The organism is Enterococcus sp. AZ035 (assembly GCF_050548325.1).
Classification (GTDB): domain Bacteria; phylum Bacillota; class Bacilli; order Lactobacillales; family Enterococcaceae; genus Enterococcus; species Enterococcus faecalis.
The window spans coordinates 2,078,427-2,101,156 of record NZ_CP172958.1 but is presented as its reverse complement, the minus strand read 5'-3'; the positions used below and the strand labels follow the sequence as shown (position 1 = coordinate 2,101,156).

General features: G+C 38.1%; 25 protein-coding genes. All 25 read left to right on the top strand.

The window, feature by feature from the left end; translation table 11 throughout:
- Positions 1-18 precede the first annotated feature (18 nt).
- Complete coding sequence (locus IGL32_RS10000; protein WP_002379725.1) at positions 19-729, top strand: hypothetical protein; 711 nt, start codon at positions 19-21, stop codon at positions 727-729.
- Between the two features lie 16 nt (positions 730-745).
- The gene (locus tag IGL32_RS09995; RefSeq protein WP_002379724.1) at positions 746-2,293 is read left to right on the top strand and encodes a glucosaminidase domain-containing protein; all 1,548 of its coding nucleotides are present in this window, start codon (positions 746-748) and stop codon (positions 2,291-2,293) included.
- A 219-nt stretch (positions 2,294-2,512) separates the two neighbouring features.
- The gene (locus IGL32_RS09990; protein WP_002367164.1) at positions 2,513-2,923 is read left to right on the top strand and encodes a GtrA family protein; all 411 of its coding nucleotides are present in this window, start codon (positions 2,513-2,515) and stop codon (positions 2,921-2,923) included.
- A gap of 77 nt (positions 2,924-3,000) precedes the next feature.
- Positions 3,001-4,485 (top strand): nicotinate phosphoribosyltransferase, encoded by a 1,485-nt coding sequence (locus IGL32_RS09985; protein WP_002356538.1) that lies wholly within the window; start codon positions 3,001-3,003, stop codon positions 4,483-4,485.
- 2 nt (positions 4,486-4,487) lie between these two features.
- Complete coding sequence (gene nadE / locus IGL32_RS09980) at positions 4,488-5,315, top strand: ammonia-dependent NAD(+) synthetase (RefSeq protein WP_002356540.1); 828 nt, start codon at positions 4,488-4,490, stop codon at positions 5,313-5,315.
- 167 nt (positions 5,316-5,482) lie between these two features.
- Positions 5,483-7,312 carry a heavy metal translocating P-type ATPase gene (locus IGL32_RS09975; protein WP_002379723.1) on the top strand — a complete coding sequence of 610 codons (1,830 nt, stop codon included), beginning with the start codon at positions 5,483-5,485 and terminating at the stop codon, positions 7,310-7,312.
- A 91-nt stretch (positions 7,313-7,403) separates the two neighbouring features.
- Positions 7,404-7,688, top strand: a complete 285-nt coding sequence (locus IGL32_RS09970) for a (4Fe-4S)-binding protein (protein WP_002356543.1) — start codon at positions 7,404-7,406, stop codon at positions 7,686-7,688.
- Positions 7,678-7,953, top strand: a complete 276-nt coding sequence (locus IGL32_RS09965; RefSeq protein WP_002356545.1) for a GNAT family N-acetyltransferase — start codon at positions 7,678-7,680, stop codon at positions 7,951-7,953. The genes IGL32_RS09970 and IGL32_RS09965 overlap by 11 nt, the downstream gene beginning before the upstream one ends.
- Positions 7,954-8,120: 167 nt before the next feature.
- Positions 8,121-8,357 (top strand): preprotein translocase subunit SecG, encoded by a 237-nt coding sequence (gene secG, locus IGL32_RS09960; protein ID WP_002356546.1) that lies wholly within the window; start codon positions 8,121-8,123, stop codon positions 8,355-8,357.
- A 145-nt stretch (positions 8,358-8,502) separates the two neighbouring features.
- Complete coding sequence (locus tag IGL32_RS09955) at positions 8,503-9,276, top strand: alpha/beta hydrolase (RefSeq protein ID WP_002384145.1); 774 nt, start codon at positions 8,503-8,505, stop codon at positions 9,274-9,276.
- Entirely contained in the window at positions 9,276-11,645 is a 2,370-nt protein-coding gene (gene rnr / locus IGL32_RS09950) for a ribonuclease R (RefSeq protein ID WP_002379722.1), read from the top strand. Before IGL32_RS09955 ends, rnr begins: the two co-directional genes overlap by 1 nt.
- Before the next feature lie 12 nt (positions 11,646-11,657).
- The gene (gene smpB / locus IGL32_RS09945; protein WP_002356550.1) at positions 11,658-12,122 is read left to right on the top strand and encodes an SsrA-binding protein SmpB; all 465 of its coding nucleotides are present in this window, start codon (positions 11,658-11,660) and stop codon (positions 12,120-12,122) included.
- Between the two features lie 302 nt (positions 12,123-12,424).
- Positions 12,425-13,144 (top strand): F0F1 ATP synthase subunit A, encoded by a 720-nt coding sequence (gene atpB / locus IGL32_RS09940; protein ID WP_002356551.1) that lies wholly within the window; start codon positions 12,425-12,427, stop codon positions 13,142-13,144.
- Positions 13,145-13,192: 48 nt separating this feature from the next.
- Positions 13,193-13,414, top strand: coding sequence for an ATP synthase F0 subunit C (atpE, locus tag IGL32_RS09935; protein WP_002356552.1), 222 nt, complete (start codon positions 13,193-13,195; stop codon positions 13,412-13,414).
- Between the two features lie 137 nt (positions 13,415-13,551).
- On the top strand, positions 13,552-14,082 hold the full coding sequence (gene atpF / locus IGL32_RS09930) for a F0F1 ATP synthase subunit B (protein WP_002365031.1): 531 nt from the start codon (positions 13,552-13,554) through the stop codon (positions 14,080-14,082).
- Entirely contained in the window at positions 14,069-14,611 is a 543-nt protein-coding gene (atpH, locus tag IGL32_RS09925) for an ATP synthase F1 subunit delta (RefSeq protein ID WP_002356554.1), read from the top strand. The genes atpF and atpH overlap by 14 nt, the downstream gene beginning before the upstream one ends.
- A gap of 28 nt (positions 14,612-14,639) precedes the next feature.
- Positions 14,640-16,196, top strand: coding sequence for a F0F1 ATP synthase subunit alpha (gene atpA, locus IGL32_RS09920; protein WP_002356555.1), 1,557 nt, complete (start codon positions 14,640-14,642; stop codon positions 16,194-16,196).
- A gap of 15 nt (positions 16,197-16,211) precedes the next feature.
- On the top strand, positions 16,212-17,120 hold the full coding sequence (locus IGL32_RS09915; RefSeq protein WP_002359606.1) for a F0F1 ATP synthase subunit gamma: 909 nt from the start codon (positions 16,212-16,214) through the stop codon (positions 17,118-17,120).
- Between the two features lie 73 nt (positions 17,121-17,193).
- Entirely contained in the window at positions 17,194-18,600 is a 1,407-nt protein-coding gene (atpD, locus tag IGL32_RS09910) for a F0F1 ATP synthase subunit beta (RefSeq protein WP_002356558.1), read from the top strand.
- Between the two features lie 16 nt (positions 18,601-18,616).
- Positions 18,617-19,036, top strand: coding sequence for a F0F1 ATP synthase subunit epsilon (locus IGL32_RS09905; RefSeq protein ID WP_002356559.1), 420 nt, complete (start codon positions 18,617-18,619; stop codon positions 19,034-19,036).
- Positions 19,037-19,224: 188 nt separating this feature from the next.
- Positions 19,225-19,461, top strand: a complete 237-nt coding sequence (locus IGL32_RS09900) for a DUF1146 family protein (protein WP_002356560.1) — start codon at positions 19,225-19,227, stop codon at positions 19,459-19,461.
- Between the two features lie 102 nt (positions 19,462-19,563).
- On the top strand, positions 19,564-20,865 hold the full coding sequence (gene murA / locus IGL32_RS09895; RefSeq protein ID WP_002356562.1) for a UDP-N-acetylglucosamine 1-carboxyvinyltransferase: 1,302 nt from the start codon (positions 19,564-19,566) through the stop codon (positions 20,863-20,865).
- A gap of 13 nt (positions 20,866-20,878) precedes the next feature.
- Positions 20,879-21,055 (top strand): DNA-directed RNA polymerase subunit beta, encoded by a 177-nt coding sequence (locus IGL32_RS09890; protein WP_002356564.1) that lies wholly within the window; start codon positions 20,879-20,881, stop codon positions 21,053-21,055.
- A 127-nt stretch (positions 21,056-21,182) separates the two neighbouring features.
- Positions 21,183-21,551 (top strand): PTS glucitol/sorbitol transporter subunit IIA, encoded by a 369-nt coding sequence (locus IGL32_RS09885; RefSeq protein WP_002356567.1) that lies wholly within the window; start codon positions 21,183-21,185, stop codon positions 21,549-21,551.
- 4 nt (positions 21,552-21,555) lie between these two features.
- Positions 21,556-22,725 carry an AI-2E family transporter gene (locus IGL32_RS09880; RefSeq protein ID WP_002381494.1) on the top strand — a complete coding sequence of 390 codons (1,170 nt, stop codon included), beginning with the start codon at positions 21,556-21,558 and terminating at the stop codon, positions 22,723-22,725.
- The last annotated feature ends 5 nt before the right edge of the window (positions 22,726-22,730 follow it).

Below are 22,730 nucleotides of genomic sequence, written 5' to 3'. Positions count from 1 at the left end.
ACGAAGGAGGAGAAAAAGATGTGGCAATTTTTGACTAAAAACAATGAAGATGAGGAGTATGAGAAGATGCCAGATTTTGAAAATGAACAATCGATGAAAGCACAACCAACGGTAACAGAAGAAGCAATCTTTGATGACGAGGTCGTTTATGCAAAAGAGCAATCCGCAAAAGTAAAACAGGTCCAGCAACAAGTGCCGACTGAACTGTCAGAAGAGTCATTTTCTTTTGTTGAAAAACTAGAAGAAGAAAATCAACTATATCAGCAATCCATTAAAAAGCTAACGGAGCAATTATTAATGCAAACCAATGAAGTGGAAGCATTACAAAAACAAGTAGTCGAAAAAGATGTTCAACTTAAACATGTTAAAGAAACATTAAGTGATAAAGAAACAACTATCACTTCTTTACAGAAACAATTGTCTGAAGAAAAGATGCAACAGAGACAGACCAGTGAAGAGAATTTAGACACAGCCGTTACGCTTTCTCAAAAAGAAATTGGCGAAGTGTTATTAGAAGCCAAACGTCAAGCAAAAGAAACAATTAGTCAAGCCAACCAACAAGTTGCAACAGTTCATGAAGAAATGGAACAACGTTTAGCAACTTTAACACGCATGAAGCAAGTGGCAAGAGAGTACCAAGCTTATTGTGAACAAATGCAGACAATCAAGAATGAATCAACAGGAACGTACCAACAGATAGAGCAGTTATTAGCAGAAATAAAGAGGTAAATGAAGGAGAAATGCGATGAAAAAAAGAAAGGCAAGATATTTGAAGTTGGTATGTATTGGAATTTTAGGGATTTATGCGGGCGCCAGTTACTACAATTCGGAACCATTAATCGCTCAAGAAGAGACCGAAACGAGGGACGAAAGTCGACAGCTATCGCTGGAAGAAAAAAGAGCGGACCAAGCCAATCAAGACCAAGGAACCCTTACTTCTTCAACGCTGAACGAAACAATAATAAGTTCGTCTGAACAACAAGAAAGTTCAACACAAAATGACAGCAGTGACCATCAGGAAAATAATGTGGAACCATTAGAATCTGAAAATAGTTTACCGCCACAAGAAAAGACAATTGCTAGTACTAAACCAACCGAATCGTTACAAAATGAGCAACCAGTATCTGAAGAGCGTAAAGCGCTCACTGAGAAGTCACCTCATAATCAGGAACCACAAAATTCTACATTAACTGAAAAGACCAAAGAGCCGTTGGTACATTCAGAGGTAGACAATAGTCAAGAAAAGGAAAAGCAAGCAGGAATTCAACAACAAGCCGAGGCAAATTTTGTTGTCCAAGAGAATGCTTCTACTTCTGAGTTTATTAGAAAAATCGGTGAAGAAGCACGAGTTATTGGTCAGCGACATGATCTATACGCTTCTGTAATGATAGCTCAAGCTATTTTAGAGAGTGGCTCGGGCAATAGTGCGTTAGCGGCGGCGCCAAATTATAATTTGTTTGGCATTAAAGGAGCTTACCATGGTCAAAGTGTCAGCTTTCCCACACAAGAAGATGATGGTAAAGGGAAGATGACCACCATTCATGCCGATTTTCGTCAGTACCCATCCTATAAAGAGTCATTAACAGACTATAGTAAATTAATCATCAATGGGCTGGCGGGTAATCCAACGTTTTATCACGGCGTTTTGAAAGCAAACACGACGAATTATCAGCAGGCAACAAAATTTTTAACAGGTCGTTATGCAACGGATACATATTACGATAAAAAATTAAACGCGTTGATTGAAACCTATCAATTAACTGAATACGATCAAGAAAAGAAGAAACCAGTAGTGACTAATTTGGCAGAAGAAAAGAAACCTTCGTTTGATAAGGAAGCAGTCAAAGAACAGCTAAAAAAAGAAGCAGTCGTCTATGAAGTAAGCAAAGGAGATTCTCTCGCCACCATTAGTCAGACGTTTGGTGTGTCAGCAACAGCCATCTTAAAACAAAATTCAAAGACTCAAGAAATGTTTTATATTGGCCAAAAGATCACGATTCCTCAACATACAGCGGCGACTTCTCTAGAACCGAAAGAACAAGCGTTACTTCAATCACTAATAATCAGTAAATCGGTGACTAATGCTTTGAAGACAGCAGAGCAATCAAATGGTAAAGCGAATGACTCAAAAACAGCGTCTACTGAGTATTATGAAGTAAAAAGAGGAGAGACACTCGCAAAGATTGCTAAAAAAACGGGCTATTCCTTAACCGCCCTCAAGCAGGCAAATGACTTAACGTATTCTGTATTAACCGAAGGACAAACGATAGCACTTCCTAAGCTAAAGGACTAATGCTGATTTAACTTATCGGTCGATGGAGTCAATATATTATTAGAGTAAGAGAAGAGGAGAAGTTCATCCATGGATGAACTTCTCCTCTTCTCTTACTATGTTTTTCATAAATACCTTAATAAATAGTAAAATTAGCAAGAGAATTGTGTCTTTACACAAAATAGATAGGTTTTCTTGCCGAAGTTTGATAAAATGATTAGTTGAAAGGATGCGTGAAAATTGAAAGAATTATTTCGTAAATACCGAGAAGTACTGGCTTATTTATTTTTTGGTGGTGCAACGACGGTCGTCAACTTAGTTGTGTTTTTTGTTTGTCAAAACGTGTTAGGGCTGGATTACAAGATAAGTAACGCAATTAGTTGGTTTTTATCTGTTCTATTTGCCTTTTTCACGAATAAATATTGGGTATTCGCAAGTAAGCATGAAAGCATAGCTGGTTTTTTTAAAGAAATGGGCTTATTTTATTGGTACCGAATTTTATCTTTTGTGGCTGATATGGGTTTAATGATTCTCCTAATTGATGGCATTCATTTTTCATCGTTTTGGGCGAAAATGATTACACAAGTTGTAGTAGTGATTTTAAATTATTTCTTCAGTAAATTTTTCATTTTTAAAGAAAAAGAGGTCTAAGCAGATTTTAGGCTAAAAAAAATTTTTTTGTTATAATATAAACAAGTTTTTAATACAAAGAATAGAGGTAGAAAACGATGGACTATACATATGCAGATGATAGTTTGACATTGCATACAGATATGTATCAAATCAATATGATGCAAACATACTGGGAATTAGGGAGAGCAGATTTACATGCTGTTTTTGAATGTTACTTTAGAGAGATGCCCTTTAATCATGGCTACGCAATTTTTGCAGGTTTAGAACGTTTAGTCAATTATCTCGAAAATTTAACGTTCACAGAATCTGATATTGCATATCTCCGAGAAGTTGAAGAATATCCAGAAGATTTCTTGACGTATTTAGCAAATTTTGAATTTAAATGTACTGTACGCTCTGCTTTAGAAGGGGATTTGGTTTTTAATAACGAACCGTTAATTCAAATTGAAGGTCCTTTGGCACAATGTCAATTGGTAGAAACTGCCTTGCTAAATATGGTGAATTTCCAAACATTAATTGCGACAAAAGCGGCTCGAATTAAATCCGTGATAGGCGATGATCCTTTATTGGAATTTGGAACACGCCGGGCACAAGAATTAGATGCTGCCATTTGGGGCACAAGAGCCGCCTATATTGGTGGGGCGGACGCGACAAGTAATGTTCGTGCTGGTAAAATTTTTGGTATTCCGGTTAGTGGGACTCACGCCCATTCATTGGTTCAGTCGTATGGAAATGATTATGAAGCATTCATGGCGTATGCCAAAACACATCGGGATTGTGTTTTCCTTGTTGATACGTATGATACTTTGAAAGCGGGAGTGCCAAGCGCAATTCGAGTAGCTCGAGAAATGGGGGATAAAATTAATTTCCTAGGTGTGCGGATTGATAGTGGCGATATGGCTTATATTTCTAAACGAGTTCGTGAACAACTGGACGAAGCAGGCTTTACTGAAGCAAAAATTTATGCATCGAATGATTTAGATGAAAATACGATTTTGAATCTAAAAATGCAAAAATCAAAAATTGATGTATGGGGCGTGGGTACCAAGCTGATTACTGCCTATGATCAACCGGCTTTAGGAGCGGTGTTTAAATTAGTTTCAATTGAAGGTGAAGATGGTCAAATGAAAGATACCATTAAACTATCTAGCAATGCTGAAAAAGTGACAACACCAGGAAAAAAACAAGTCTGGCGCATTACACGTAAATCTGATAAAAAGTCAGAAGGGGACTATGTGACACTTTGGAACGAAGATCCTCGCCAAGAAGAAGAAATTTATATGTTCCATCCCGTTCATACCTTTATTAATAAGTATGTCCGTGATTTTGAAGCACGGCCAGTACTCCAAGATATTTTCGTTGAAGGAAAACGTGTGTACGAATTACCAACTTTAGATGAAATTAAACAATATGCAAAAGAAAATTTAGATTCACTTTGGGAAGAATACAAGCGGGACTTGAATCCGCAGAAATATCCAGTGGACCTTTCAACAGATTGTTGGAACCACAAAATGAATTTATTGGAAAAAGTGCGTAAAGACGTTAAACATTTAACGGAAACGGTGAATAAGGAGGCCTAGAAATGACAACACTTCAAGAAAAAATCATTCAAGAGTTAGGTGTGTTACCGACAATTGATCCAAAAGAAGAAGTTCGTAAAAGTATTGATTTTCTGAAAGCTTATTTAACTAAACATCCTTTTTTAAAAACCTTTGTCTTGGGAATTAGTGGCGGACAAGATTCAACATTAGCTGGGCGCTTAGCACAATTAGCGATGACTGAAATGCGCGAAGAAACAGGAGATATGTCGTATCAATTTATTGCGATTCGCCTTCCTTACGGTGAGCAAGCAGATGAAGCTGATGCACAAGCCGCGCTAGCCTTTATCCAGCCAGATGTTTCTTTACGAGTGGATATTAAACCAGCAGTGGATGCAATGGTTGGTTCGCTAGAAAACGCTGGCGTTCAAATTAGCGATTTTAATAAAGGGAACATGAAAGCACGTCAACGTATGATTACACAATATGCAGTAGCTGGCGAAAATGCTGGCGCAGTAATTGGCACAGACCACGCAGCCGAAAATGTGACAGCTTTCTTCACCAAATATGGCGATGGCGGAGCGGATATTTTACCGTTATTTCGTTTAAATAAGCGCCAAGGAAAAGCTTTGCTGAAAGAACTTGGGGCACCAGAAGCCTTGTATCTAAAAATACCAACAGCTGATCTAGAAGATGACAAACCGTTAGTTGCAGATGAAGTTGCCTTAGGTGTCACGTATGATGCCATTGATGACTATTTGGAAGGCAAAAAAGTCTCGGAAACAGATCAACAAACAATTGAAAACTGGTATAAAAAAGGACAACACAAACGGCATTTACCCATTACAATTTTTGATGATTTTTGGAAATAAAAACACAGACCATCGGCGAATGAACGATGGTCTGTGTTTTTTTACATAACTACTTTTTAGAAAGTAAACGTTGCTACAGCAACTATCCCATGATAATGAAAGTCGTTTTCATTTAGGCGTTTTCACTTTCTTTTTCAAAACAGAAAAGGTACGCTCAATAATGTAAAGTGAATGATGGGAGAGAAAAAGAGATGAAGCATGTAACAAAATTGGGGATTACAATTATAACAGGAGTTTTGGCATTATTATTTGAATTTATTTTACATCAGCCGAATTGGGCGTATGGCATTATTTTAATAACAGGTTCTGTAATGGCGTTAATGATGTTCTGGGAAATGATTCAAACCTTACGTGAAGGAAAATATGGTGTCGATATTTTAGCGATTACCGCTATCGTTGCAACCTTAGCTGTGGGAGAATACTGGGCCAGTTTGATGATTTTAATTATGTTGACTGGTGGTGATTCATTAGAAGACTATGCCGCTGGAAAAGCTAACCAAGAGCTGAAGTCATTATTGGATAACTCGCCACAAAAAGCTCATCGCTTGAATGGCGAAAATTTAGAAGATGTTTCTGTTGAGGAAATCAATGTTGGCGATGAATTAGTAGTAAAACCAGGGGAACTAGTTCCAGTTGATGGCTTGGTAAAAACCGGGACATCAACAGTCGATGAATCTTCATTAACAGGAGAATCAAAACCAATTGAAAAAAATCCTGGGGATGAATTAATGTCGGGTTCCGTGAATGGTGACGGCTCTTTGAAAATGGTTGCTGAAAAAACTGTAGCAGACAGTCAATATCAAACAATTGTGAACTTAGTGAAAGAATCTGCGGCGCGTCCAGCTCATTTTGTACGTTTAGCAGATCGCTATGCGGTACCTTTTACACTAGTTGCCTACCTAATTGCAGGTGTTGCTTGGTTTGTTTCAAAAAGTCCGACACGTTTTGCGGAAGTCTTAGTTGTTGCTTCGCCGTGTCCTTTAATTCTATCTGCCCCAATTGCTTTAGTGGCAGGGATGGGTCGTTCAAGTCGTCATGGGGTCGTTATTAAATCGGGAACGATGGTCGAAAAATTAGCTTCTGCAAAAACGATTGCGTTTGATAAAACAGGCACGATTACGCAAGGACAACTTTCTGTTGATCAAGTCCAACCAATCAATGCTGGAATAACTGCTGCTGAATTAGTGGGATTGGCAGCAAGCGTGGAACAAGAATCAAGTCATATTTTAGCTAGATCAATTGTTGCTTATGCCAGAAAGCAAGATGTCCCATTAAAAAATATTACAGATCTAGCGGAAGTTTCTGGTGCTGGCGTGAAGGCATTTGTGGATGGTGCTGAGATACGGGTAGGTAAAAAGAATTTTGTGACACAAGAGTCTCAAGAAACTGAAAAAATTGATAAAACGACTATTCATATTTCACGTAATGGCACATATTTAGGCCGAATTACTTTTACAGACACTGTACGCCCAGAAGCAAAAGAGACTATGGAAAAATTACACCAATTACATCTTCAACGAATTTTAATGCTGACGGGGGATCAAGAATCCGTTGCAGAAACGATTGCTGCAGAAGTAGGAATTACCGAAGTACATGGGGAATGTTTACCACAAGATAAATTAACTATTCTAAAAGAATTGCCTAAAGAAAATCATCCAGTCATCATGGTAGGAGATGGTGTAAATGATGCACCTTCGCTTGCTGCTGCAGACGTAGGTATTGCTATGGGTGCTCATGGAGCTACTGCGGCTAGTGAAACTGCTGACGTTGTTATTTTAAAAGATGACTTAAGTAAAGTCAGCCAAGCGGTCGAAATTGCCCAAGATACCATGAAAATTGCCAAACAATCTGTATTAATCGGAATTTTTATCTGCGTTTTACTAATGTTAATTGCTAGTACCGGGATCATTCCGGCGCTAATCGGGGCTATGCTACAAGAAGTCGTGGACACTGTGTCAATCTTATCTGCTTTGCGTGCTCGTCGAATTGGCCAGTAAGGTGGAACAATTAATTGCCTGAATGTCCAGCTTAGTGGTAAAATAAAGGTACGTTTTTAATATTAATAAGTTACAGGGGAGAGATTGTGCAATGAAAGGAAACCAAATAGATGGGCAACCAGTCACGGAAGAACAACTATTAAAAGAAGGCTACCGTAAATATACTGGGGAAGGAATTGATATCTTTTATAATAAAGATATTTGTGAACATATTGGTAATTGTGTTCGTGGAAATCCAGAAGTCTTTGAAGTTGGTCGGAAACCATGGATTATTCCAGATAACGGAAGTGTTGAAAATGACATGATTGTGGTAGATTCATGTCCAAGTGGTGCTCTAAAATATATTCGGAAAGCAGGGAACGAATATGCAAATTAAAGAAGAAAACAATCGTTTTGCTCTATATAACGATGAAAACCAAGAAATTGGTGAAATGACTTGGTCAGATGCTGGCGAAAGCATGATGATTATTGATCATACGTTTGTTGATCCAACTTATCGTGGACAAAAATTAGCTGAAAAACTTGTTTTAGCCGGTGTTGAAAAAGCGAGAAAAGAGCATAAAAAAATTATTCCGCTATGTCCATTTGCCAAAAAAGAATTTGATACTAAACCTGAATACGGAGACGTATTGAGAAAATAAAGAAGAAACTAGCAACAGCCGCAAGTAGAAATCTGATTCCTACTTGCGGCTGTTGCTATTAGAGACAAATAGGGAAAGACATTAAATTTCACTGGTGTTTACAGATAAAATATGCTACATTAAAGTAGATGAATTTCGCATATTTGTATAAAAAGGAGAATTAACGCATGTATAATCTAATCTTAACGTTGGTCATCATTTTATCTGTTTTAATCGTCATTACTGTTATGATGCAACCAAGCAAACAAAACAGTGCAGCAAGTGCCTTCACTGGCGGTGCAGATAAATTATTTGGAAAGCAAAAAGCGCGCGGTTTTGAAGCTGTTATGCAACGCTCAACAGCAGTTCTTGGCGCAATTTGGATGATTTTATTATTTGTTTTGGCGTTCTTATCTTCAAAATAAGTACGTAATCTTTTAAAATGACAAGTTTAGAACAGAGAGATGAGTGCGAACACTTATTTTTCTGTTCTTTTTCTTTCTGAAAAAGTCTTTGAAACTTATCATTTCGGAAGGTTTTCTTTTGAGAATATGATAGAATGAAGCTGAGGTGAGCGAAGTGGCAAAAAAAATCAATTTACCGAAGCCGTTATTTTCAGAAAAAGGAAAACGGGCGGTTCTTTTATTACACGCTTATTCTGGCAGCAGTAATGATGTACGGATGTTAAGCAGACGTTTAGAAAAAGAAAATTATACTGTCTATTCGCCTAATTTTTCAGGACATGGCACGCTAGTTCCTGAAGATATTTTAGATCAAACAACGGAACAATGGTGGCAAGATACACAAGAAGCAGTCGCTTTTTTGAGAGAAAGAGGCTACCAAGAAATTGCCATTTTTGGTTTATCAATGGGCGGGATTTTCAGTATGCATGCATTAACGGAACAATTAACAGGATTAATTGGTGGTGGATTTTTCTGTTCACCGATCTACCCTGTCGAAAATAAAGTCCCAGAAAATTTTGTATTATACGCAGAAAACGTGATGAAAATCGCAGAAGTTCCTGCAGAGGAACAACAAAGCCGGTTGCAATCGATTGAGCAACGAGTCAAACAACAATTAGGAGCGATTGAAACGATTGCTAGTCAGACGGCTGACAAACTAAACAAAATCCACGCACCTCTTTTCTTAGCGCAAGCTGGCAAAGATGAAATGATTGAGCCAATGGGCGTCTATCAAACGGCCCAAGCACTAACACAAGCACGTGTGACCTTACAATGGTACCCAAACAGCGGACATGTCATTACGGTGAGTGGAGAACACAAACAATTAGAGCAAGATGTGGTGCAATTTTTAGCAACACTACCTTGGAATGAGGAGAAATAATGACAAAACAAACAATTAAAGAGCAAATTTTACATTTCATGGAAAGCCAAAAAAAGAAAAGCTTTTCAATGGAAGAAATTGCACAAGGCTTGAATTTAGAAAAAAGTTCAGATTTTAAAATTTTAGTGCAAACCATTGCACAAATGGAACGAGAAAAGTCAGTTAGTTTCAACAAAAAAGGCAAAGTCCTGTTACCAATGAAAGACTTATTAATAGAAGGAACGTTTCGTGCGAATGAACGAGGCTTTGGTTTTGTAACCATCGATCCTGAAGAACCAGATGTTTATATTCCGAAAGAGGCAACGAACTTTGCAATGGATGGAGATACGGTTTTAATTGACGTGATCCAACATGCGGATCCTTTTTCAGATCGCGGCGCAGAAGGTAAAGTCAAAGAAATTAAAGAGCGAGCAGTGAGCCAAGTTGTCGGAGAATTTGTGGCATATAGTGAAGAAGAAATGGCAGAAATGGGACTGTATGGCTACATGATTCCCAAAGATAAGAAATTGAATCAGTATACTGTATCAATTGCACCTGAAGGGATTAAGCCAGTAGATGGTAGCATTGTCATTGCTGAAATTACCTATTATCCAGATCAAGAATATCCAACGAGTATGGAAGGACTAGTCAAACAAGTGATTGGTCATAAAAATGATCCAGGAATGGATATTTTATCAATCGTGGTGGCTCATGGAATTCCCACAGCATTTCCTGACGAAGTTTTAGCTGAAGCGGACCAAGTACCAGAAACTATTGCAGAAAGCGATTTAGTCGGTCGTCGGGATTTACGTGATCAGTTGATTGTGACGATTGATGGAGAAGATGCGAAAGATTTAGATGATGCAGTAACGGTACAAAAGTTAGCAAATGGCAATTTCTTTTTAGGGGTGCATATTGCAGATGTTTCTTATTATGTAACTGAAGGAAGCCAATTGGATATGGAAGCGTATGAACGTGGTACAAGTGTCTATTTGACAGACCGAGTTGTGCCAATGATTCCGCAGCGATTATCGAATGGGATTTGTTCGCTAAACCCACATGTTCCACGTTTAACCATGAGTTGTGAGATGGAAATTACACCAGAAGGAGAAGTTATTTCGCATGAAATTTTCCAAAGTGTAATCCAAACAACGGAGCGAATGACCTATACAGCAGTCAATGAAATTTTAGAAGAGCAAAAATCTGAAACGTTAGAACGCTACAAAGAGCTAGTTCCCATGTTTAAAGAGATGGGCAAGCTGCACCATATATTAGAAGAGATGCGTATGCGCCGTGGTGCGATTTCTTTTGAAGATCGTGAAGCCAAAGTCCTAGTTGATGAAAATGGTCATCCCCAAGATATTCTTTTACGCACGCGTGGCGTGGGTGAACGATTAATTGAATCCTTTATGTTGGCAGCGAATGAAACTGTGGCACGTCATTATCATGACTTAAAACTGCCATTTATTTATCGGATTCATGAACAACCAAAAGAAGAAAAAATGCAACGTTTCTTTGACTTTGCTGCAGTACTTGGCATTCTTGTTAAAGGAACAAAAGAAAACATTTCACCGAAAGATTTACAAAAAGTTTTAGAGCAAGTTGAAAATAAGCCGGAAGAAGTGGTTATCAATACGATGTTGCTAAGAAGTATGCAACAAGCGAAATACTCAGAAGACAACTACGGACACTATGGGTTGGCTGCTGAATATTATACGCATTTCACTTCACCAATACGTCGTTATCCAGATTTAATTGTGCATCGTTTGATTCGCAGCTATAGCCAAGATCAATCTGAAAAAAATCAAGAAAAATGGAACGAAGCATTACCAGAAATTGCCAACCATAGTTCAAGTATGGAACGTCGCGCAGTTGATGCAGAGCGTGAAGTGGACGCCATGAAGAAAGCCGAATTTATGGTAGATAAAGTGGGAGAAACGTATGACGGGATCATCAGCTCAGTCACAAAATTTGGTATCTTTGTGGAACTGCCTAATACAATAGAAGGCTTGATTCACGTGAACAACTTAAAACAAGATTATTTCCACTTTATTGAAAATCATATGGCGTTAGTTGGTGAACGGACGGGAATGACTTTGAAAATTGGTCAGAAAGTTCAAATCCGTGTTGAAAAAGCTGATCCAGAAACAAGAGAAGTTGATTTTGAATTGATTTCAGCTGAGGAAGTCGCGCCAGTCGAAGGACCAAAAGGACGTAAAAAAGGTAAAGCCAATTCTTCAACTCGTTCAAATAATCAACGAAGAAATAAAAAAGATGAATCATTTGATGGTAAGAAAAAGAAAAATAAGAAAAAAGGCAAAGGCAAAAAACAACCTTTTTATAAAGAAGCAATGAAACAAAAAAATAAAAAAGGGAAAAAGAAGAAGTAGAGGAGGTCGCTTATGCCAAAAGGGGAAGGAAAATTAATCGCACAAAACCGCAAAGCTAGACATGATTATTCAATTATCGATACGGTTGAAGCTGGGCTTGTTTTACAAGGAACAGAAATCAAATCTATTCGAAATGGTCGTATCAATTTAAAAGATGGTTTTGCACGAATTCGAAACGGAGAAGCCTTTTTGTATAATGTTCATATTAGTCCATATGAACAGGGCAATATTTTTAATCATGACCCATTACGTACCAGAAAATTATTATTACACAAAAAACAAATTAATAAGTTAATCGGCGAAACCAAAAATACAGGTATCACATTAGTACCTTTGAAGGTCTATATTAAAGACGGCTATGCCAAAGTTTTGATTGGTTTAGCTAAAGGGAAAAAGCAGTACGACAAGCGTGAAGACTTGAAACGTAAGGAAGTTGACCGACAAATCAGCCGAACATTAAAAAATAACCGACGTTAAAAATGTAAATTTATTCTTTTTCGCATATTTGCTTGCCTTTCTTCGGATTAGGTGTAAAATCTGGTAAGTGTTGAGTAAATGAATGTAAATGATTCATTTTTTAATCGCTTCGGAAAGCAGTACCACCCTGCATTAGATTGGTTTATGGAAAAGGTTTTCCAACCAATTTTCAACACATGAAATTTTAAAAGTAAACTATTTGTAAATTATCAACAAGTGGTGGTACGATAGCTTTGCCAGGGATTATCACTCAGGAGTAGGATGAAACTTCTGAAAGATTGTTGGAAAAGAGGTGAATTGATTTGGAAGAGAAGAAATTACTCTTCAATATCGGACCAATTTGGTTTGATGGAACCATTGTTTTGATGGTGCTGTTGACGTGTATCATTGTTTTCGCCTTTGTCTATGCTTGTACGAGAAATATGAAGCTACGACCTAAAGGCAAACAAACGGTCATCGAATGGTTAGTGGATTTTATTCGTGGAATCATTACAGACAATTTACCTCGTAAAGAAGTGAGCAATTTTCATTTAATGGCGTTTACCCTCTTCATGTTTGTACTTGTTTCAAACATCTTGGGTCTCGTTACAAAAATCGTTGTGGGCGACGATCTCAGCGTTTGGAAAAGTCCAACCGCCGATCCAATCGTAACCTTAACGTTAGCGATGATGATGATTGTCTTAACACACTTCTTTGGTATGAAACGCTTTGGTTTTAAAGGCTATCTAGTTAATAGTTATTTAAGACCCGTTGGTTTCTTACTACCGGTAAAATTAATGGAAGAATTCACGAATCTATTAACATTAGGCTTGCGTTTGTACGGAAACATTTTTGCCGGCGAAGTTCTATTGGGCTTAATTGCTGGAACCGTAGCAAGCGTCGGATTATGGGTTATCCCACTAGCAATTCCGCTAGAAATGATTTGGGTAGCATTCTCAATCTTTATTGGATGTATCCAAGCGTTTATCTTTGTGACACTTTCAATGGTTTATATGTCACACAAAATTGAAACAGAAGAATAATCAAGAAATACGAAGGACAAAAATTATCTTTTAGGAGGATTTTACACAATGGAAGGATTAAATTTTATCGCAGCAGCAATTGCAATTTTCGGTTCAGCTATCGGAGCCGCTATCGGTAACGGACAAGTTATTTCAAAAACAATCGAGTCAATGACTCGTCAACCAGAAATGTCTGGTCAATTAAGAACAACAATGTTTATCGGGGTCGCTTTAATCGAAGCTGTGCCAATTTTAGGTGTCGTTGTTTCTTTATTACTTTTATTCAGATAAGCAATAAAATGGAGGCAGGACGCTGATTATTATCGGGACCGTCACTGCTTTCTTCTATCTTTAGCCTTTTCAATAGCTGGTGATAAAGCAGTTGAAGAAGCTAAATCGATTTTTGCAGGAAAGGAAGTTGAGACTTCATGCTACTTACTACATTGGTAGTCGGTGAAACGGCTCCTAGTACCACACTAGGCACGATGATTGTTGTCAGTGGTGCATTTTTAATCTTGATGCTCTTATTAAAGAAATATGCATGGGGAGCAATCGTAGATATTTTGACACAACGTGAAGAAAAAATTGCCAACGATTTAGACTCTGCAGAACAATCTCGCGTAGCAGCAGCGAAAATGGAAAAAGAACGTCAACAACAATTACTTTCTTCCAGATCAGAAGCAGCTGAAATTATTAAAAACGCGAAAGAAAGTGGAGAACAGACTCGCCAAAAAACATTAAAAGAAACAACTGCGGAAGTTACTCGCTTACGCGAAAAAGCTCGGACAGATATTTCTCAAGAACGTGAAGAAGCATTGTCTTCAGTAAAAAATGAAGTGGCAGATCTTTCTCTTCAAATTGCAGCCAAAATTTTAAATAAAGAATTAACACCAGATGCACATGAAGCATTGATTGATTCTTATATTGAAAGTTTAGGTAAAGCAAATGAAACTAGATAAATATACAGTTGGTAAACGCTACGGCAAGGCTTTGTTTGAGTTGGCAGTTGAAAAGAACCAAGCTGAAGCAATTTATCAAGAATTATTGACGCTTCGCGAAGTCTATCACCAAGTACCTGGTATTGGCGATATTTTAAGTGATGATCGCTTAGAGCCTTATGAAAAAGACAGCATCATGGAAAAACTAGTAACAGGTTTTAGTGAAATGATGCAAAACTTTTTGCGAGTGGTTTACGAATATCGTCGCATGTACGATCTGCTCTTGATGATTGATGAATATGAACGACGTTATGATGAGCACCAAGGACTAATTTTGGGTTCAGTGACAACAGCCATTCCTTTATCAAAAGAACAACATCAAGCAATGGAAGAAAAAGCTGCCCAATTATTAGGGTATGAACAAGCGCATTTAGTCAATTTAATTGACCCGTCAATTGTCGGCGGAGTGGTTATTGAAGCAAACCATCAAGTAATCGATGGCAGCATCCGCAAACAATTAGAACATATGCAGCAGAAGTTATTAAAATAATCTTTAGGACTACAAAGAGGTGAATTGAATGGCTATCAAAGCAGAAGAAATCAGTGCCTTGATTAAAGAACAAATCGAAAACTATCAACAACAGCTTGCTGTTGAAGAAGTTGGAACAGTCACTTACGTCGGTGACGGAATTGCCCGCGCCCACGGTTTAGAAAATGCCATGAGTGGAGAACTTGTTGAGTTTTCAAACGGTTCATACGGAATGGCACAAAACTTAGAAACAAATGATGTAGGGATTATTATCCTTGGCGATTTTGAAACCATTCGTGAAGGAGATAAAGTACAACGCACAGGCAAAATCATGGAAGTACCCGTTGGGGAAGCTTTGATTGGCCGTGTTGTTAATCCATTAGGTCAACCATTAGATGGTTTAGGCGAAATTAAAACAGACAAAACACGTCCTGTGGAAGCAACAGCTCCCGGTGTTATGCAACGTCAATCTGTTGCTGAACCAATGCAAACTGGCTTAAAAGCCATTGATGCCCTCGTACCAATTGGTCGTGGACAACGGGAATTAGTTATTGGAGACCGTAAAACAGGGAAAACATCGATTGCAATTGATACAATTATTAACCAAAAAGGACAAGATGTAATTTGTATTTATGTAGCGATTGGTCAAAAAGAATCTACTGTTCGTAACCAAGTAGAAACACTTCGTAAATTTGGTGCCTTAGATTATACAATCGTTGTGACTGCAGGGGCTTCACAACCAGCACCATTACTTTACATTGCACCATATGCAGGAACTGCAATGGGTGAAGAATTCATGTATAACGGCAAACATGTCTTAATTATTTTTGATGACTTATCAAAACAAGCCGTGGCTTATCGTGAACTTTCTCTACTATTACGCCGTCCACCAGGTCGTGAAGCTTATCCAGGGGATGTCTTCTATTTACACTCACGTTTATTAGAACGTGCAGCTAAATTAAGTGATGAATTAGGTGGCGGTTCAATGACAGCCTTACCATTCGTTGAAACACAAGCAGGCGATATTTCTGCTTATATTCCAACAAACGTTATTTCAATCACTGATGGACAAATTTTCTTAGAAAGCGACTTGTTCTATGCAGGCACTCGTCCAGCCGTTGATGCTGGGTTATCTGTTTCTCGGGTCGGAGGATCAGCGCAAATCAAAGCAATGAAAAAAGTTGCCGGAACGCTTCGTTTAGACTTAGCTAGTTACCGTGAGTTAGAAGCCTTTACACAATTTGGCTCTGATTTAGATGCGGCAACACAAGCTAAATTAAACCGTGGTCGTCGTACGGTAGAAATTTTAAAACAAAAACTACATGCGCCACTGCCTGTAGAAAAACAAGTCTTAATTTTATATGCGTTAACACACGGCTTTTTAGATAGCGTGAGCGTAGATAAAATTTTACACTTTGAACAAGATTTATTCGATTATTTTGATGGCAAACATGCAGACTTATTGGAAACCATTCGTACAACGAAAGACTTACCAGATACTGATGCATTAGATGCAGCGATTACAGAGTTTTCTGAAATGTTTGCAGCGGCAAACAATAGCGGAGATTCAGCCAAAGAAGCTTTAGAAAAAATCGATAACGCATAAGAGAGGTGAGCGACATTGGGTGCTTCATTAAACGAAATCAAACAACGCATTGCATCAACAAAAAAGACAAGCCAAATTACCAAAGCGATGCAAATGGTTTCTGCAGCCAAATTGACCAAGTCAGAAGGCGCCTCTAAAAGCTTTCAAGAATATTCTTCAAAAATTCGTAGTGTCGTTACGCATTTAGTAGCTGCTCAGTTAAGTGAATTACGTGAAACAGAACAATCTTCTCTTAGTGAAGGGAACTATCATGTGATGTTAGCACAACGACCTGTCAAAAAAACAGGCTATATCGTTATCACTTCTGACAAAGGGTTAGTTGGTGGCTACAATAGCTCAATCTTAAAACAAACCATGAGTATGATTCAAGAAGACCATGATTCTAATAAAGAATATGCCTTAATCGCCATTGGTGGTACAGGGGCGGATTTCTTTAAAGCACGCGGAATCGATGTTTCCTATGAGTTAAGAGGCTTAACGGATCAACCAACGTTTGAAGAAGTCCGTAAGATTGTGACAACGGCAACGACTATGTACCAAAACGAAGTGTTTGATGAATTGTATGTTTGTTATAATCACCACGTTAACTCACTAACGAGTCAGTTTCGTGTGGAAAAAATGTTGCCAATTACTGATTTAGATCCATCAGAGGCGACCTCTTACGAACAAGAATATCTTTTAGAGCCTTCACCTGAAGCAATCTTGGATCAATTATTACCACAATATGCAGAAAGCTTAATTTATGGGGCGATCATTGATGCGAAAACAGCAGAACATGCTGCTGGGATGACCGCCATGAAAACAGCCACTGACAATGCGCAAAATATTATTAGCGATTTAACAATTTCTTATAACCGTGCTCGTCAAGGGGCGATTACCCAAGAAATTACAGAAATTGTTGCTGGTGCAGCTGCACTAGAATAATCTAGTCTTACGTTTGAACGTTTATAAAAACGTTCAAAGCGTGTGACTTTATGAAGACTGGAGGAAAGAAATTATGAGTTCAGGAAAGATTGTTCAAGTAATCGGTCCCGTTGTTGACGTGGAATTTTCATTAGATCAATCCTTACCCGATATTAACAACGCTTTAGTCGTTTATAAAAATGGCGAAGCAAAACAAAAAGTAGTACTTGAAGTCGCTTTAGAACTAGGTGATGGAGTGATTCGTTCTATCGCCATGGAATCGACAGATGGTTTACAACGTGGAATGGAAGTTATCGATACAGGAAAATCAATTTCAGTTCCTGTTGGTAAAGATACATTGGGTCGTGTGTTTAACGTTTTAGGAGACACAATTGACTTAGAAGCGCCATTCCCTGCAGATGCTGAACGTAGTGGGATTCATAAAAAAGCGCCAGCATTTGATGAATTAAGTACCAGTAATGAAATTTTAGAAACAGGGATTAAAGTTATTGACTTATTAGCACCTTATCTAAAAGGTGGTAAAGTCGGACTTTTCGGTGGTGCCGGTGTTGGTAAAACCGTCTTAATTCAAGAATTAATTCATAATATTGCCCAAGAACATGGAGGGATTTCCGTCTTTACTGGTGTTGGTGAACGGACACGTGAAGGGAACGACCTGTACTATGAAATGAAAGATTCAGGCGTTATTGAAAAAACAGCCATGGTTTTTGGTCAAATGAACGAACCACCAGGTGCACGGATGCGTGTGGCTTTAACTGGGTTAACGATTGCTGAATATTTCCGTGATGTGGAAGGACAAGACGTGCTATTATTTATTGATAACATTTTCCGTTTCACACAAGCCGGTTCAGAAGTTTCTGCCCTTTTAGGTCGGATGCCGTCAGCCGTTGGTTACCAACCAACCTTAGCGACTGAAATGGGACAATTACAAGAACGGATTACTTCAACGAAAAAAGGATCAATTACCTCTATTCAAGCAATCTATGTTCCAGCCGATGACTATACCGATCCAGCGCCAGCAACAGCGTTTGCCCATTTGGATGCAACAACTAACTTGGAACGTAAATTAACCGAACAAGGGATTTATCCAGCGGTAGATCCGTTAGCTTCATCTTCTAGTGCCTTGGCTCCTGAAATTGTTGGAGAAGAACACTACGAAGTGGCTACCGAAGTGCAACATATTTTACAACGTTACCGTGAATTACAAGATATCATCGCTATTTTAGGGATGGACGAATTATCAGATGACGAAAAAGTACTTGTTGGTCGCGCACGCCGTGTTCAATTCTTCTTATCTCAAAACTTTAACGTTGCTGAACAATTTACAGGTCAACCTGGTTCTTATGTACCAGTTGCGGAAACAGTTCGTGGCTTTAAAGAAATTCTTGAAGGTAAACATGACAATCTGCCAGAAGAAGCCTTCCGTAGTGTCGGTAAAATTGAAGATGCCATCGAAAAAGCGAAACAATTAAACTACTAGAAAGGCGGCAAACACAATGGATAGTCTTACTGTGAATGTAGTAACGCCTAATGGTCTAGTTTATGACCACCATGCAAAAATCGTTGTGGCGAAAACAACAGATGGTGAAATTGGTATTTTACCAAAACATGCGCCAATCATCGTTCCGCTAGCGATTGATGAAGTCCGCATCAAACGGACCGATTCAGATACACATGTTGACTGGGTAGCTGTAAATGGTGGTATCATGGAAGTCCGTGATAATGTCGTTTCTATTATTGCCGATAGTGCCGAACGTGAACGAGATATCGATGTACCTCGTGCTGAACGAGCAAAACAACGAGCAGAACGTTTAATTGAAGAAGCCAAAGCAAAAGATGACCGCGATCAACTACGTCGTGCGACTGTTGCTTTGCATCGTGCAATCAACCGGATCAACGTATCGAAACATGGGTAAAAAAGGCTGAAGGATTCAGTCACTTTTGTAGAGTTTAAGGCGCTTGCTATTGAGTCAGTTGCCTTAAACTCTATTTCTTCGTATTTTTTAATAAATAGTGTCAAATTTTGGCATTTCAAGTGGATTAATTATCGGTTTTTATTATTTTGTGATAAAATGTTCCTACGTTAGAAAAAAGGAGGCTCCTTATGCAATACTATGGAGTAGATGCTATTGTTCGAATCGTTAGTCATCTTATGTTCATTTACATAAGTTTTTGGGCGTTGCAATCATTGCGTATTGAGCAATTTTTCAAAACCCAATTTACACCGCAAATCAGAATGTTGATGGTATTTTTCGCCATCGCTATCGGATACACAGTTAGCTCGTTTGCTTTAGAATTGATTGCGCTTTGTCGAAATCTTTTCATTGTGTATTTTCCTTAAAAATTGAAAAATAAAAAAAGGTACAATTTTTAGTTGAATAATGGTATAATAGTAAAGATTTTGAATAGGAATACCTATTCTCATTTTTTTGGGGGGAACAAAATGGAACAAATTATTGTTCATGGTGGTAATACAAAATTAGAAGGAACTGTAAAAATTGAAGGCGCCAAAAACGCTGTTTTACCAATTTTAGCAGCTACTCTTTTAGCTGAAGAAGGCGTTACTACTTTAAAAAATGTACCAATTTTATCTGATGTATTTACAATGAATCAAGTAATTAAGCATTTGAATGTAGCCATTGATTTTGATGAAGACGCGAATGAAGTAACAATAGACGCAACACAACCTTTAGGGATCGAAGCAAACTATGAGTACGTTAGTAAAATGCGTGCTTCTATCGTTGTAATGGGACCTTTATTGGCTCGTAATGGTCATGCCAAAGTGGCAATGCCAGGTGGCTGTGCCATTGGGAAACGACCAATTGATTTACACTTAAAAGGCTTCCAAGCATTAGGTGCAAAAATCATCCAAAAAAATGGTTATATTGAAGCAATTGCGGATGAACTAATCGGTAACACTATTTACTTAGACTTCCCAAGTGTCGGCGCTACGCAAAACATTATGATGGCTGCTGTTCGTGCGAAAGGAACAACTATCATTGAAAACGTTGCTCGTGAACCTGAAATCGTTGACTTAGCAAACATTTTAAACAAAATGGGTGCCAATGTTATCGGTGCTGGGACAGAAACGATGCGTATCGAAGGCGTCGATAAATTACATGCCGTAGAGCATTCAATCGTTCAAGATCGAATTGAAGCAGGTACGTTCATGGTAGCTGCAGCAATGACTGAGGGCAATGTTTTAATTGAAGAAGCAATTTCTGAACATAATCGTCCGCTAATTTCTAAATTAACTGAAATGGGTGCAATCATTGAAGAAGAAGAAAACGGCATCCGTGTAATTGGACCAAAACATCTAAAACCAACAGATGTTAAGACAATGCCGCATCCTGGTTTCCCAACAGACATGCAAGCACAAATGACAGCGATCCAAATGTTTGCTGAAGGAACAAGCATCGTGACAGAAACAGTCTTTGAAAATCGTTACCAACACTTAGAGGAAATGCGTCGAATGAACGCTGACTTAAAAATTGACGGCAACATTGCCGTTATTAATGGTGGCAACGAGTTACAAGGAGCAGCAGTGGAAGCCACTGATTTACGGGCAGCTGCCGCATTGATTTTAGTAGGGTTACGTGCAAATGGCATTACACGTGTCTCTAATTTGAAATATTTAGATCGTGGCTATTATGAGTTCCATAAAAAACTTCAAAAATTAGGCGCGAACGTTGAACGTGTCAATGATGAAAAAATTGAAGAAAAACAAGCAACGACAGTAATCTAAAGGAGTCAAACGTATGAGTTCATTTCGTTATATTTTAGTAACATTATTGAAAATTCTAGTGGTCATTTCGTTAGTCATTATCTTATTTGTTGTGGGAACAATGATTGGTTATGGTTTGATTGGAAATGGGAATCCAATGGATGTCTTTGATGAAAAAATTTGGACTCATATTATGAACTTCTTTAAATAAAAACTTATTTTAAGGCGGTGAACAAAAGTCAATTGACGATTGTTCACCGCCTTTTCTTTTTCCTGAATATCTATTTTATTCTATGCTATAATAATAGAAGTAAGATAATGAAGGAGTGGGATGGAAGATGCAAGCAACCGTAACAGAAATAGGCAAACATGCAATCGATGATTCAGAAAAAATGATTATTCTTTTTGGAGAAACTGCTACCGATACCTTGAAGCAACATGCAGTTATTCAATCATTCCCAGAAAAAGACCAAGTTACCTTGGCAGAAGGAGATCATCTGAAAATTGGCGATACAAACTATACAATCACAAAAGTGGGTTCTTTTGCCAATAGTAACTTGCAAAGTATCGCTCACAGCACTTTAATCTTTGCTGATGCACCAACCGATGAGGATGATGTTATCCGGAATGGTGTTTATTTAACGCCCCATCAGTTACCAAAGATAACTATTGGAACAACAATTGATTATTTAGTAAATGGAGCGTGAATCAATGGATAAAAAACAAACGACTGATAAACGCCTGTCTTGGTTTTGGCGTTGGTTTTTAAATAATCAAGTAGTAACAGCCTTACTGATTGTCTTATTGGTGCTGTTAATTATTCTAACTTTTACGAAAGTTTCTTATTTATTTAAGCCCGTCTGGCAGTTTTTCGGCGTTGTCGGCTTACCAGTAATTATGGCGGGGATTTTATATTATTTATTAAATCCAATTGTCGATTATTTAGAGAAAAAACAAATCTCACGTGTCTGGAGTATTATCGGCCTATTTATTTTAATTGTGGCACTACTCATTTGGGGTGGTATTGTAATCGTTCCTAAAATTCGTGAGCAATCTGTCAGCTTTGTGAATCATTTTCCTCAATATATTGATACAATTGATCAAAAATCGCAGGAAATATTAAGTGATCCACTTTTCGCGCAATTTAGAGAACAACTTGAAGCGGCAGGCGATAAAGTTGTCAGCTCGTTAGGTACCATCATTAAAAACGTCTCAACGTTCACAGTACAAGGAATTGGTAATTTCTTTGGGGCGGTGGCTACGATCTTTGTCGCCATCATTACGATGCCGTTTATTCTATTTTATTTACTGAAAGATGGCAAAAACTTAGCGCCATATTTAATGAAGTTTTTACCAGTGAAGATGCGTAAACCAACCTTAAAAGTTCTTGCAGAAGTCAATGATCAAGTCTCTTCTTATATTAGAGGACAATTAACTGTCGCTTTCGCAGTGGCAATTATGTTTATGATTGGTTTTTCTGTCATTGGCTTAGATTATGCAGTCACTTTAGGTATTGCAGCAGGCTTTTTAAATTTAATCCCTTATTTAGGGTCATTTTTAGCCATGATTCCAGCAGTCTTTTTAGGAATTGTCAGTGGGCCAGCTTTGTTAATTAAAGTCTTGATTGTTTTTGCCATTGAGCAAACGGTCGAAGGTCGGTTTATTTCACCACTTGTCCTAGGCAGTCAGTTATCCATTCATCCAGTCACCATTTTGGTTGTTTTATTAACGTCTGGTAAACTATTTGGGATTGTCGGGGTGATTTTAGGAATTCCTGTTTATGCCGCAGCTAAGGTGATAATTACACACATTTTTGAGTGGTACCAAATCGTTTCCGGTTTGTATGATGAAGATAAGCCAGATCAACAAGAATCTACGTAACAAAA